The 13,843-nt window shown below is 34.9% G+C and carries 15 protein-coding genes; 5 read left to right on the plus strand and 10 right to left on the minus strand.

The genetic code is table 11. The annotated features are described in order from the left end of the window. The first annotated feature begins 13 nt into the window (after positions 1-13). On the plus strand, positions 14-1,093 hold the full coding sequence (locus E0W69_RS16360; protein WP_131331110.1) for an outer membrane protein assembly factor BamB family protein: 1,080 nt from the start codon (positions 14-16) through the stop codon (positions 1,091-1,093). A 71-nt stretch (positions 1,094-1,164) separates the two neighbouring features. Then, positions 1,165-2,094 carry a ribosome small subunit-dependent GTPase A gene (gene rsgA / locus E0W69_RS16365; protein WP_131331111.1) on the plus strand — a complete coding sequence of 310 codons (930 nt, stop codon included), beginning with the start codon at positions 1,165-1,167 and terminating at the stop codon, positions 2,092-2,094. Here rsgA and E0W69_RS16370 read toward each other — a convergent pair. The 4 genes from E0W69_RS16370 to frr all read right to left on the minus strand — a co-directional run bounded on the left by E0W69_RS16370 (position 2,088) and on the right by frr (position 4,831). Then, the gene (locus E0W69_RS16370) at positions 2,088-2,915 is read right to left on the minus strand and encodes a segregation and condensation protein A (RefSeq protein ID WP_131331112.1); all 828 of its coding nucleotides are present in this window, start codon (positions 2,913-2,915) and stop codon (positions 2,088-2,090) included. The genes rsgA and E0W69_RS16370 overlap by 7 nt on opposite strands. A 76-nt stretch (positions 2,916-2,991) precedes the next feature. Then, positions 2,992-3,375, minus strand: coding sequence for a large conductance mechanosensitive channel protein MscL (gene mscL / locus E0W69_RS16375; RefSeq protein WP_131331113.1), 384 nt, complete (start codon positions 3,373-3,375; stop codon positions 2,992-2,994). Positions 3,376-3,595: 220 nt separating this feature from the next. After that, positions 3,596-4,090 (minus strand): hypothetical protein, encoded by a 495-nt coding sequence (locus tag E0W69_RS16385; RefSeq protein ID WP_131331114.1) that lies wholly within the window; start codon positions 4,088-4,090, stop codon positions 3,596-3,598. A gap of 177 nt (positions 4,091-4,267) precedes the next feature. Further along, positions 4,268-4,831, minus strand: a complete 564-nt coding sequence (gene frr, locus E0W69_RS16390; protein WP_131331115.1) for a ribosome recycling factor — start codon at positions 4,829-4,831, stop codon at positions 4,268-4,270. 223 nt (positions 4,832-5,054) lie between these two features. Here frr and E0W69_RS16395 point away from each other — a divergent pair, with 223 nt between their 5' ends. Then, positions 5,055-5,900, plus strand: a complete 846-nt coding sequence (locus E0W69_RS16395; protein WP_131331116.1) for a transketolase — start codon at positions 5,055-5,057, stop codon at positions 5,898-5,900. Positions 5,901-5,965: 65 nt separating this feature from the next. Here the strand turns inward: E0W69_RS16395 and E0W69_RS16400 are convergent, their stop codons facing one another. The 3 genes from E0W69_RS16400 to E0W69_RS16410 all read right to left on the minus strand — a co-directional run bounded on the left by E0W69_RS16400 (position 5,966) and on the right by E0W69_RS16410 (position 8,508). After that, the gene (locus E0W69_RS16400; RefSeq protein WP_131331117.1) at positions 5,966-7,126 is read right to left on the minus strand and encodes a sensor histidine kinase; all 1,161 of its coding nucleotides are present in this window, start codon (positions 7,124-7,126) and stop codon (positions 5,966-5,968) included. A gap of 44 nt (positions 7,127-7,170) precedes the next feature. Further along, positions 7,171-7,677 carry a hypothetical protein gene (locus E0W69_RS16405; RefSeq protein WP_131331118.1) on the minus strand — a complete coding sequence of 169 codons (507 nt, stop codon included), beginning with the start codon at positions 7,675-7,677 and terminating at the stop codon, positions 7,171-7,173. Between the two features lie 87 nt (positions 7,678-7,764). Further along, the gene (locus tag E0W69_RS16410; protein WP_191967890.1) at positions 7,765-8,508 is read right to left on the minus strand and encodes an MBL fold metallo-hydrolase; all 744 of its coding nucleotides are present in this window, start codon (positions 8,506-8,508) and stop codon (positions 7,765-7,767) included. A gap of 82 nt (positions 8,509-8,590) precedes the next feature. Between E0W69_RS16410 and uvrB the strand changes: the two genes are divergently transcribed. Next, positions 8,591-10,642, plus strand: a complete 2,052-nt coding sequence (gene uvrB / locus E0W69_RS16415) for an excinuclease ABC subunit UvrB (protein ID WP_131331120.1) — start codon at positions 8,591-8,593, stop codon at positions 10,640-10,642. A 71-nt stretch (positions 10,643-10,713) separates the two neighbouring features. Further along, entirely contained in the window at positions 10,714-10,935 is a 222-nt protein-coding gene (locus tag E0W69_RS16420; protein ID WP_131331121.1) for a DUF2795 domain-containing protein, read from the plus strand. Positions 10,936-11,008: 73 nt separating this feature from the next. Here the strand turns inward: E0W69_RS16420 and E0W69_RS16425 are convergent, their stop codons facing one another. The 3 genes from E0W69_RS16425 to E0W69_RS16435 all read right to left on the minus strand — a co-directional run bounded on the left by E0W69_RS16425 (position 11,009) and on the right by E0W69_RS16435 (position 13,843). Next, a complete protein-coding gene (locus E0W69_RS16425; RefSeq protein ID WP_131331122.1) occupies positions 11,009-12,508 on the minus strand; it encodes a catalase in 1,500 nt (499 codons plus the stop codon). A gap of 109 nt (positions 12,509-12,617) precedes the next feature. Next, the gene (locus E0W69_RS16430; protein WP_131331123.1) at positions 12,618-12,911 is read right to left on the minus strand and encodes a chaperone modulator CbpM; all 294 of its coding nucleotides are present in this window, start codon (positions 12,909-12,911) and stop codon (positions 12,618-12,620) included. Positions 12,912-12,922: 11 nt separating this feature from the next. Continuing rightward, positions 12,923-13,843, minus strand: a complete 921-nt coding sequence (locus tag E0W69_RS16435) for a DnaJ C-terminal domain-containing protein (RefSeq protein ID WP_131331124.1) — start codon at positions 13,841-13,843, stop codon at positions 12,923-12,925.

Consider the following 13,843-nt stretch of genomic DNA (forward strand, 5'->3'; position numbering starts at 1 on the left):
AAATAATTTTCTTATGAAAAAATTTGACATCTATATATTATTTATCGTTACCTTATGTTTATATGCATGTAAAAAGGATAATCCAAATTCTCAAATATTTGATTCAATAGCATTTGTCGGCAGCAACGACACCAAGTTATATGCTGTAGATCTGCAAACGGGCAAAACAAAATGGGAATTTAAAACTGGGATGGGGATATTTTCTAATCCTCAGATATATGAAGGAATGGTGTATTGCGCTAGCGGAGATTCTAAAATATATTCAATTGATATCAACACTGGAGAAGCAAAATGGGAATTTAAAACAGGAAATGGGATTTCATCTAACTTCACGATTCAAGATGGGATAATATATACAGGGAGTTATGACACTTATGTATACGCAATTGATGCCAAATCTGGAAATTTGAAATGGAAATTTAAAACTGACAGTTACATTCAATCATCTCCAGAAATAAAAGATAGTATTTTAAATATTGGAAGTACAGATAATGTGATTTATGCTTTAAATATCTCTAATGGACTACCAAAGTGGGAATTAAACATTGGAAGTCCGATAATGTCCTCACCTGTAATTTCAAATGGAATCTTATATATTGCAGGAGGTCGAGATAAAAAACTTTATGCAATCGATATCACAGCAGGAGAGAAAAAATGGGAATTTGTTACAAATGGCGAAACCTTATCAGATCCTAAAGTTTTTGAAGGAACGGTATACATAGGAAGTAGAGATCAAAACATGTATGCAATAAATACTTCAAATGGCACTCTCAAGTGGTCATTCAAAACAAATGGAGAGATCATATCTTCTCCATTTATTAAAAACAATGTTATTTACTTTGGTAATATAAATTATAGTTTTTTTGCAATCAATGTGGATGATGGACACAAACAATGGGAACTTTCAACGAATGGTCTTGTCGGCAATCCAATAGCTACAGATAATTTTATATATGCCGGATCTTCGGATGATTGTTTGTATTCATTTGATATTTCTACAGGTCAACCAAATAAAAAGTTTACCTCATTTGGTCTAATATATACAGCACCTGCAATATTGAAAAGTGATGGATCTTTTGTAAATGCTGAATAATTATAATAAAATTTAGTAAATAATCATGCCTCGATAATCTTTATCTTCGCCGTAAAATCGATTCTTATTTAGTGCAGGCAACAATATACAAATCAACAGGTAGCTGGTATCAAGCGAAAGCGGAAAACCAAACTTTTTACAACACAAGAATAAAAGGTAAATTCAAAATCAATGGTATTACATCCACCAATCCTGTTGCGGTGGGCGACTTGGTAGAAATTGATATTGAAGATGAGGAACAAAAAACCGCTATCGTCACTAAAATTTTGGATCGACAAAATTATATCGTCCGCTCCTCTCCGCATAACCGCAATCAACGCCATATCGTTGCATCTAATTTAGATCAAGTTTTCCTATTTGCAAGTTTACGTGATCCCAAAACATCTTTAGGATTTATCGATCGTTTTTTGGTTTCCGCGGAAGCATGGCATGTGAAATGTTCTTTGATTTTCAACAAGACGGATTTGTATACAGAGCATGATTGGAAAATATTGGAACAAATAAAAGTCGTGTATCAACCACTTGGTTATGAAGTATTTGAATTGAGTTTAGAGGCTGATAAAGGTTTGGATAAATTGAAAAATGCGTTTCAAGGAAAAACAACTTTAGTCAGTGGACAAAGTGGAGTCGGCAAATCAACTTTTATCAATGCCATTTTACCTGAAGAAAATATTCGTACACAAGAAGTGAGCGACTGGAGTGGCAAAGGAATGCATACAACGACATTTGCACAGATGTATGACATCAACGCCGAAAGCAGGTTGATCGACACGCCTGGTATACGCGAATTTGGGATTACGAATGATATTTCATCTCAAGAATTGTCTCACTATTTCCCTGAAATGCGTGAGCGTTTACAAGATTGTAAATTCAATAATTGTTTGCATATAAACGAACCCGGTTGTGCTATTAAAGATGCTGTTGAAAATAGCGAAATCGCCCTGGATCGCTATCTCAGCTATTGTAATATATTGGAAACTTTGCCTAAAAATACTTATTGATTAATTTCTGGCGCTATTGCCTCATCTTGAGACAATGTACCTTCTGGAATAGGTGCATCCGCCAATTCTTCGTCGCGATTATCATTCCATTCAATAATGAAATTGTTTCGTCCGTCACCTACCAAAACCGTCATATAGCGCATCTGAGCTAATTCCAATAAAGATAGAAAGAGAAAAAGTGCGTGAATGCGAGATTCACAATTTTGGAATATTTTATCAAATGGAACCGTATGTGTAGATTGGATTTCTGTCATTAAATATTCCCGGCTGCCATCCATCGTATAGTTGTATTTGATAACGGTATGAACAGGCTTATTACTTTTTTCCTGTAATCTTTCCATGACCTTTTCAAAGGTCTTCATCAGGCGAAACAATGTCAAAGTTTGAATCTCCGTGCCTTCGGATGCTTGCTCACCGATGCCCAAAAGTTCTTTTTGGACGTTACCACGTTTTTGCATCAATAATCGCTCAGCTTCTTTTTCAGCTAATTCGATGGATGCTTGTTTATATTTTTTATATTCCAATAATTTTTCCACCAATTCTTGTCTCGGATCCACTTCATTTCCTTGATCATCCAATTCTTTTCTAGGCAAAAGCATTTTGGCTTTGATACGCATCAAAGTCGCAATAAACAAAATAAATTCGCTACTCAACTCAATATTTAAGCGCTCTTGATCATGCACATAAGCCAAAAAATCAGATGTAATCTTTGTAATTGGAATATTATAAATATCCAATTCATCTCTTTCGATAAAGAAAAGCAACAGATCAAAAGGGCCTTCAAACTGAGGCAGCTTTATTTGGTAATTATTATTGTTCAACTACTGAATTTAAAAAAATAAAAAAGACCCGAATCTACTTCGGGTCTTACAAAAATATATTATTCGAGGGAAAATATTATTTTTTCAAAGAATCACGGATTTCCATCAATAATTTGTCTGTAGAACTTGGTTCTGCTGGTGCAGCAGGAGCTTCAACTTCTTTCTTTTTCAAAGAATTAATTCCTTTGATAACAATGAATAAAGCTAATGCAATGATAAAGAATGAAATGACATTAGACAAAAAACTACCATACTTGATCGCCGTACCCGGAATTACAAGTTCTGATAGATTTTGCAAATTAGCTTTTTTCAATGCTGGAGTCAATATGCCTGGTGTGATAATATCATCTACCAATGATGTTACTATTTTTCCAAATGCACCACCGATAACAACGGCAACGGCTAAATCAACTACATTTCCTTTGATGGCAAAATCTTTAAATTCTTTTACGAATCCCATAGTTTTTACTGTTTTAGTGATTAATAGGTATTTTTAGCAAAGATAAAAGAATGTGTTAATCTTCCATATTTTTAATTCCCGGATATTGCATATCTAGTTTTTTTAATGTTTCTAGCACTGTAGAAGCTACGATATACTCTTTGTACCAATTTTTATCGGCAGGAACAACCGTCCAAGGAAATAGATAGTATTATCCATACTTACTTGGAACTAAAGCCGTCTATAATTTTCCGATAGAATTACTAATTAACAAATTGGCATTGGCAATGAAATTTCTAGTTTTATCATTTGCCAAATTAATAATCATCTTATCCGTATTGAAAGTCCTAAGAATCACTTTACTAATCCCATTTTCAAAATTGCCGCTTATTAATAATAAATTTTTAAATCGAGATTCTTCGTAATGCAAAGAAGATTTCGGCTCTGGATCTCTACCAATACCTAAATATTTATTGATTTTTGAAGGTATTATTTTACCACTATTGTCAAATACTTTGACTGAATCTATTGTATACTTAGATATCACATTATTATTAAAAAAAGAAATACATAAAAACATTGACGTATCGTAAGCCATCATACTTACATTGACGGCTTTTATATCTCCGAAGTTTTCCGATGATGATATAGGCGCATTTATCAACTCTACATTATTCAATGGAATTTTTAATTCTGTTGTCCCAATCGCCCTTGTTGATGGGTTTTTATGACTCATTTCATCAAACTTGATTTTTTGACCAACAACTGATTTATTCGCAAATACGAAAAATATGCAAAAACAAATGACACACCTCATAAAACGTAGTTTTGGTTGAAAAATATTCTAAAATTACTAAAAAAAATGCTACCAAATCGAGATTTGATAGCATTTCTAATTATAGAATTACAGTAATTAAACTGTCATCATTTCTTTTTCTTTTACGGCTAGACGTTTTTCAACATTGGCAATATAGCGATCGGTAAGATCTTGCACTTTCTTTTCGATATCTTTTGCAACGTCTTCGCTCAAGCCATCTTTTTGCATTTTTTTGATATCATCCATTGTATCTCTACGAGCATTTCTGATAGTTACTTTAGCTTGTTCGCCCTCAGAAGATGCTTTTTTGAATAATTCCTTTCTTCTTTCCTCCGTCAATGGAGGTAAAAATAAACGAATCTGCACACCATCATTTTGTGGGGTGATGCCGATATTAGCAGCCATAATACCTCTCTCAATTACAGCAAGCATATTTTTTTCCCAAGGTTGTATACTGATTGTACGAACATCCAAAATGCTGATATTGGCAACTTGACTGATCGGTGTAGGAGCGCCATAATATTCGATGGAAACGCCATCCAAAATTGTAGGCGTAGCTTTTCCAGCTCTGATTCTATTCATTTCCACTTCCAAATGGTCCATCCCTTTTTGCATCGATGCTTCTGCTTCCATCAAAAGCATTTCTAATTCTTCGTTCATGTTTCTATTTGGTTAAAAGTCTATATTGGCTTTTTTACTCAAAAATCCTTATTGAAATTGATTTTCTGTGCCAAAGCTACAGCAATTTCATTATTTTATGCTTAAATTGACAATTCGCAGCATCCAAAAGTATAAAAAAGAAAATACTTTTCGTAAGTTTGTTGCGCTCGTAATCACATAGAGTCGTTAGGAGCAATTCAATATTTATAAAAATTTATCACAGATGGCAGATATTCAAGAATTAAGAGATACAGCTACGCAAATCCGTAGAGATATTGTACGTATGGTACATGGTGCTAATAGTGGTCACCCAGGTGGATCCTTAGGTTGTACAGATTTTTTCACTGCATTATATTTTGATGTAATGAAACGTAAACCAGGATTTGACATGAATGGAATTGGTGAAGATTTATTCTTCCTTTCTAATGGTCACATCTCTCCAGTATTTTATTCTACTTTAGCTAGAGCTGGTTATTTCCCAATTTCTGAATTGGGTACATTTAGAAAATTAAATTCTCGTGTACAAGGTCACCCAACAACGCATGAAGGTTTGCCTGGTATCAGGATTGCGAGTGGTTCTCTTGGTCAAGGTATGAGCGTTGCCATCGGTGCGGCTCTTGCTAAAAGACAAAATGGTGACGACTCTATCGTTTACTCTTTACATGGTGATGGTGAATTGAACGAAGGACAAAACTGGGAAGCGATCATGTCTGCTCCTAACTTTGATCTTACTAACTATATCGCAACTATCGACTGGAATGGTCAACAAATCGACGGTCCAACTAAAGAAGTGATGGATTTGGGTGATTTAGAAGCTAAATTCAAAGCATTCAAATGGCAAACAATCGTTGTTAAAGAAGGTAACAACATTGAAGAAATCATCAAAGCTTTGACTAAAGCAAAAGAAATGTTGAAAAACGGCGCTCCAGTTGCAGTTCTTTTGGAAACTGAAATGGGTAAAGGTGTGGATTACATGGAAGGTCATCATGGCTGGCATGGTAAAGCACCAAACGACGAACAATTAGCGTCTGCATTGAGACAATTACCAGAAACTTTAGGTGACTATTAGTAATTACTAGACACTTTTTGAAATAAATAAAAGGGCGAAGTTGATAATTTCAATTTCGCCCTTTTCTATGAGATTGGTAATTGTATTCTAAAAGTTGTTCCTCTTCCTACTTCACTATCTTTTACAATAATTTTGCCGTGATGATATTCTTCGATAATTCTTTTAGTCAATGCTAATCCAAATCCCCAGCCACGTTTTTTCGTTGTAAATCCAGGTAGAAAAACTTTGCCAATATTGGCTGGTGCAATTCCCTTTCCCGAGTCTTTAACCTCGATAATGATATGATGATTTTGCAAAAATGATTGAACCTCGATATTTCCTTTACCATCCATGGCATCTAATGCGTTTTTCAAAAGATTTTCAATCACCCAATCGAATAATGGAGGAGAAATGCTAGCAAGTATAGTATCTGGTTTACAAGAAAAATGAATAGCTATCTTTCCTGCTGCTCTTTTTCGAATATAATTGACCATGTTATCAATCTGCAAATTGATATCCTTCAATTCCAATTTTGGAGAACTACCAATTTTTCCAAATCTGTCAGAAACTAATTGCAAACGCTCCAAATCACGTTTAATTTCTGGGATATACGTTTCATTTTCTGCATGTAATTTCAAAATCTCTAACCAACCTTCCAAACTTGACAACGGTGTTCCTAATTGATGCGCCGTTTCTTTCGCCATACCAATCCACAAAAGATTTTGTTCATTTTTTGTTTTTGTCTTTTGTATGATTAAAAACATTATACAAAACAACCCAACAATAACAAATTGAATAAGGGGAAAATATTGCAACGTAATTTGCAAACTACTCGAACCATAGTAATACCTATTTTCTAAAATAGAATTTCCTGAGAGTTTGACAATAATTGGTTCGTTTTCATGCCTAAATTTGGCTAATTCTTTATTCAAATATTGTGGATCTTTTTTCAATCTAACCGAATCCAAATTTCGCGTCATCCCTGATGGAATATCTTTTTCGTTCGTTTCGATGATAGGAATATCTGTATTAGACGTAGAAATCAAAATTGCCAAATCCAATCCATTCTGATCTCCAGCATTTGCGGTCGAAAGAAACTTTTGTGCATTTGCCCAAATCTCCACTTTTTGTTTTTCAGTGGCAGCTAATTTACCTGAAAGATAATGGGAAAAAAAAGCGCTACTTATGAGAAAAAGTAACGTTCCTAAAATGAAAATATTCCTTCCCGTAAATCTAAAATTGAACATATCCAAATTTAGCTCTTTAGAAAACAATATTGTCTAGAAATAAATTATTTCGTTGTTGAGGAAAGATCGAAGATAAGTTTTCTCTTTTCATTATTGCCCGCAAATAGCCAATATTGAAAACTAGCTTTTAACTTTTCCAACCAAGGGTCATCCGCATCTGTACCCAAATTGTAACATTCCGCTTTTTGGATAGAAAATCTAATCAATAATACTTGTCTTTCTGCTAGAGATGGTGGCACATTGCCTAAAACAAACTCTGGAGCTTCCATTTCAGGAATAATGCGACAAGGACCAGAAATCGAAATTCTTGCTTGTTTTTCTTTATTGAAATAATCCAATGTACTATGAAAATCCCTTTCGTACAATGGCGTTACATTCTTTTGACAAGAACTGAAAAACCAAATATTTCCTTGTTTATCCACTCTTACAGTAGATATCACATTATTTGGTAAAAGCACAGGATCTGCTTCTGCCTTAAAGATGGCAGTATTGATTTCCATTATTTTTTTACCAAGGAAAGAAAAATCGGGCTCATGTAGAGGTTCTGTCATAGATTTCTTACAAGTTATTTGTTGCAAATATAGTTCACTTCATTCAGTGAAATTCAAATGAATATAAAAAATTATTTTTATATTTTGTTATTTCTTTGAATATATAACAACTTTAGGATCATGGTAAAATAGAAATTTCCACCCATCTTCTCCTTCATTTTCCCACCATTTTTTACGCCATTCCATTGCTTTCTTGCCATCGTAATCATATTTTGCATTGATACGATTACGCATTTGCGTCAACATGGGCGCCTCATCTGCACCAAATAAATATTTATCCTCGCCTTCTTGTAAATAAATTGCTTGATGAAAAGGCGTATGTCCACCTGTAACTTGGTAAGTAATTCCTGGTAAAATTTCCCCATCTCCATCCAAAATAACATTGCCAGGTCTGTCTTTCAATGCTTGTAATGTCTGAATATCAAATGATGGAGCTCCTTTACTCATCGCATATTCCATCTCTTTTCCTTGATAATAATGCGTCGCATTGGGAAAGGTATAGTGAAATATTCCATTATCATCAAATGCACCCAAACCTTTAATATGATCTTTGTGTAAATGAGAAAAAATGACCTTAGTAACCTCTTCTGGACGATGACCATATTTTGCCAAATTTTCAACAATTTTCCATTCTCCTTGGTCATTCTTCGTACCCAAACCTGTATCTAAAATAATAACTTCGTTGTCTTTTTCAACTAAAAATGGCGTTACAGAAAGGAAAACACTTCCGTGTGGACGTACATCTATATCATCTACAGCTGGATTAAAGGGTACAAATTGCTTAGTTCCATCGACTGAAAAAATCCCATCTTGTAATGCTACGATCTTCACTTTATCTATATTTTGCTGCAAAATTAACACAATTCCTCTTTTGCCATTTGAGAAAGATCGTTACAATGTGTAACTTGCTTATATGGAATTCAAATTACACACGCCATTTTCGCCTGCGGGTGACCAACCCAAGGCAATCGAACAAATTACAAAAGGTATCAAAGAGGGCGAGCCATTTCAAACTTTATTAGGTGTAACCGGTTCGGGTAAAACTTATACGATGGCCAATGTGATTCAAAATTTGCAAAGACCTACTTTAATTTTAACACATAATAAAACACTCGTTGCACAATTGTACGGAGAGTTCAAACAATTTTTTCCAGAAAATGCAGTCGGCTATTATGTAAGTTATTACGATTATTATCAACCGGAGGCATATATGCCCGTGAGCAATACTTACATTGAGAAAGACTTGAGTATCAATGAGGAATTAGATAAATTACGTTTACAAGCTACAGCGGAATTGTTGAGTGGAAGGCGAGATATCGTAGTTGTAGCGAGTGTAAGTTGCATCTATGGTATCGGCAATCCTACCGAATTTGAAAATGGGATTGTTCGGATAAAAGTTGGACAACAAATTTCGCGTCAAGGATTTTTACACTCTTTAGTTAATTCCTTGTATTCGAGAACGCAAGTCGATTTTAAACGCGGAACTTTTCGTGTGCATGGCGATACGATCGACATCAATCTGCCTTATGTAGATTATGGCTATCGCATTAGCTTTTTCGGAGATGAGATTGAATCAATTGAGAGCATTGATATTACGACGAATAAACGCATGGAAAGATTAGACAATGCCGCCATTTTTCCTGCAAATTTATATCTCGCACCCAAAGATATGCTCCAACAAATTATGGAGGAGATTCAAGATGAAATGATGGCACAAGTGGATTATTTCAATAGTACGGAGCGACCTCAAGAAGCGCAACGTATCAAAGAGCGTACGGAATATGATCTGGAAATGATACGCGAATTGGGATATTGTACTGGGATTGAGAATTATTCTCGTTTTTTTGATAGAAGAGCACCTGGAACGCGTCCGTTCTGCTTGTTAGATTATTTTCCCAAAGATTTTTTATTAATGGTCGATGAAAGTCATCAAACGATACCTCAGATTTCGGGAATGTATGGTGGTGACCGTAGTCGAAAATTGACCTTAGTAGAATACGGATTTCGCTTACCTAGTGCGATCGATAACCGTCCATTGAGTTTCAATGAATTTGAAAGTATGATTGGGCAGACTCTTTTCGTCAGTGCTACACCAGGTAATTATGAATTGGAAAAATCAGAAGGAATTATTGTCGAGCAGGTTGTACGTCCAACGGGATTGCTAGATCCGCCAATCGAAGTTCGCCCAAGTGTAAATCAAATCGATGACCTTTTGGATGAAATTGATAAGCGTGTGAAAAAACGCGAACGTATTTTGGTTACCACATTAACCAAACGTATGGCGGAAGAAATGGATAAATATTTACATAGAATAAATATCAATTCTAAATATATCCATAGCGATGTTGATACGTTGGAACGTGTGGAGATTTTACGTCAATTGCGTTTGGGAGAAATTGATGTACTTGTCGGCGTAAACCTATTGAGAGAAGGTTTGGATTTACCCGAAGTGACTTTAGTCGCAATTTTAGATGCGGACAAAGAAGGTTTTTTGAGAAATGAAAAGTCATTGACGCAAACAGCCGGTCGTGCTGCACGTAATGCCAATGGTTTGGTTATATTTTATGCGGATAAAATGACGGATAGTATGCAACGCACGATTGATGAAACGAATCGTCGACGTGAAATACAAATTGCTTACAACACCAAACATAATATCACACCAAAAACAGTTACCAAAAGTACGGAACAAGTATTTGCCCAAACATCGGTTTTGGATATTAAAGGATACGATGAGCGAAAAAGTTATGCTATCGCAGCGGATCAAGATATCGTACCAGATATTGCAGCCGAAGACGGTGTGAAATTTGAAAGAAAAAAAACCATTCCTCAAATGGAAAAAACGATCGCGCAAACCAAAAAACGGATGGAAAAAGCAGCGAAAGACATGGATTTCATGGAAGCAGCAAGACTCCGTGATGTGATGTTTGCACAGGAAAAAGAATTGAAAGAAATGCAAAAATAATTTTTCATTTTTTTACTATTGTCGTTATCAATCTTAAATATTACTTTTGCCGAAATTTAAAACAGGTAATTATGTTTTGGACCTTAGAATTAGCAAGTTATCTTGAAGATGCACCTTGGCCAGCTACCAAAGACGAATTGATAGACTTTGCCATTCGTTCTGGAGCGCCAATTGAAGTGGTAGAGAATCTACAAGAACTTGAGGACGAAGGAGAAGTATATGAAAGTATTGAAGATATTTGGCCTGATTATCCTAGTCAGGAAGATTTTCTCTTTAATGAAGATGAATATTAAACTTTAATTCATTTATATACAAAAGACGCGGTATTTGCATTTACAAATACCGCGTCTTTTTATATTTCAAACACTAATGTTGTATCATTGCTTGATCGACATCAATACCTAATCCTTGTGCTACTTTGATGCCCCACCCAATATTTGCCCTAAAAAAATGACATAATTGACGATTTAAAATCAAATCTTTTTTTGATCCTTCTACTGCACTTAATGAACTTACTAGATTATGTATCAAATGAGCTCGATCCTCCTCAGACATTACTTGAGAAAATAAAATTCCTGGTTGAGAATAATGATCATTTTCTCCCTCTGCATTTCTATCGTACCAATACGTATCCCCTTTTATAGCTAATGCAGGCTCTTCAATTTCTGATTCGTATATATCATCAAAACTATTTGGAAAATAATTCGGATCTGCACCTCCATTTCCATCTAATGCCATGTGTCCATCACGATGATAATTGCTGTGTGATGTCATATAAGGGCAACGATTTACAGGAAGTTGCTCATAATTAGCTCCAATACGATAACGTTGGGCATCTGGATAAGACAAAATGCGCCCTTGTAACATTTTATCTGGTGAATAACTAATACCAGGAATGACATGTGCTGGTGCGAATGCAGCTTGTTCTACATCGGCAAAGTAATTGGCAGGAATTTCATTTAATTCCATAGTACCTACTTCTATTAAGGGATATTCCTTTTGAGACCATGTTTTAGTCAAATCAAAAGGATTAAATTTAAAATTATCCGCTTCGCTTTCTGTCATTACTTGTATATACATCGTCCATTGTGGAAAATCTTTGTTATCAATGGATTCAACCAAATCTCTTTGTGCAAAATCTGGATCTTTACCCTTCATTTCATTCGCTTCTTCCTGATTGAAATTTTTCACACCTTGTTTTGTTCTAAAATGAAATTTAACCCAAACTCTTTCATTTGCCGCATTAATCATGGAAAAAGTATGACTACCATATCCGTGCATGTGACGATAGCCGTAAGGCGTACCTCGATCGCTAAACAAAATAATAACTTGATGTAAAGTTTCAGGATTCAAGCTGAAAAAATCCCACATCATGGTCGGGCTTTTTAGATTGGTATGTGGATCTCTTTTTTGCGTGTGTATAAAATCTCCGAATTTCTTCGCATCTTTTATAAAAAATACTGGCGTATTATTTCCAACTAAATCCCAATTTCCCTCTTCTGTATAAAATTTTAGCGCAAAACCTCGCGGATCTCTTTCTGTATCCGCACTTCCTTTTTCCCCGCCAACTGTAGAGAATCGTGCAAGCATTTTACATTGATTACCGATTTGAGAAAATAATTTGGCTTTGGTATATTTTGTAATATCGTGCGTCACGGTAAACGTTCCAAATGCACCAGAGCCTTTGGCATGCACCACTCTCTCAGGAATACGTTCACGATTAAAATGCGCCATTTTCTCATGAAGAATATAGTCTTGCAACAATGCCGGACCACGACTTCCAGCTGTCATTGTATCTTCATTATGGTTATATGGAATACCAGATGCGGTCGTTAATTTGCGATTTTGTTGTTTTTCGTTACTCATAAAAAAATGGTTTTATACTAATATTACAATTTTATGACAATAAAGTTCTGAATAAAATTGCTAGTATAAAAACCATTTCTGTTAAATAATCATTTTTTATCAAAATGATTTATTCATATAAAGAAAGTTTGGATTGTAAATATTGGTAATCATTTTGGAGAGATGCCAATTTACTGAGCAAAGAATCAATAATATCAATCCCTTCAACATTTACTTGTAGTTCATAGTGTAGCCTAATAAAACGTTCTAATTTGGACAATTCATCTAAATAAAGATTTTCCAAATTATCAGACTGAACGATTTCAATCAAACCAACCGCGTGCAATGCATGCACAAATTCTATTTCTACATTATTGCTATTACAATATTTTTCTACAGCAATAATTTCTAATTCTGTTGACATAATTGTAATTTTTAACCTTGAGCGATTTCTTTAAATAATGCTTTTTGTTTGTCTGTTAGATTTTTTGGAATGAGGATATTCCAAGTCACATATAAATCTCCAAATTGATTCTCTATTTTGTATTTGGGAAAACCTTTTCCAGAAAGACGAACTTTCGCATTGTTTTGTGTTTCTGGTTGAATTTTCAACTTAACTTGACCGTTCAATGTATCAACCAAAACGTCACCTCCCAATACTGCAGTATATAAATCTAAATCTTTGGAAATATATAAATCGTCACCGACTCTTTTGAAATTTGGATCTTCCGCAATATTAAAAGTAATATATAAATCACCAGCAGGTCCGCCATTGCTGCCAGGATTACCATAACCTTTCAACTTAATTTTTTGACCATCAGCAATACCAGCGGGAATAGTTATACGAACTTTTCTCTCTCCAACTTGAATTTCTTGTTTGTGTGTTACTGCAGCATCACGCAAACTTAAAGTTAATTCAGCTTGAAGATCCTGCCCTCTAAACTGAGTATTTCTACCACGGGAGCCAAAGGAGGCGGCACCACCACCAAACATAGATTGGAAAAAATCAGAGAAATCTCCAGCGTCCTCACCAGAGAAATTATAAGATTGACCACCACCTGCACCAAAACCACCAAAACCTGAAGCACCACGATTATTATTTTGACGTTTTGCTTGTTCAAATTGCTCAGCATGTTCCCAATTCTCACCATAAGTATCATACTTTTTCCTTTTTTCAGGATCGCTTAATACTTCATTTGCTTCATTGATTTGTTGGAACATTTTATTTGCGTTAGCATCATTTGGATTAACATCCGGATGATACTTACGCGCAAGCTTTCTGTAAGCTTTTTTAATATCGTCGTTACTGGCGTTCTTTTCAATTCCTAAAACCTTATAATAATCTATGTAAGCCAT

It is taken from the genome of Rhizosphaericola mali (assembly GCF_004337365.2).
Taxonomy (GTDB): Bacteria; Bacteroidota; Bacteroidia; order Chitinophagales; family Chitinophagaceae; genus Rhizosphaericola; species Rhizosphaericola mali.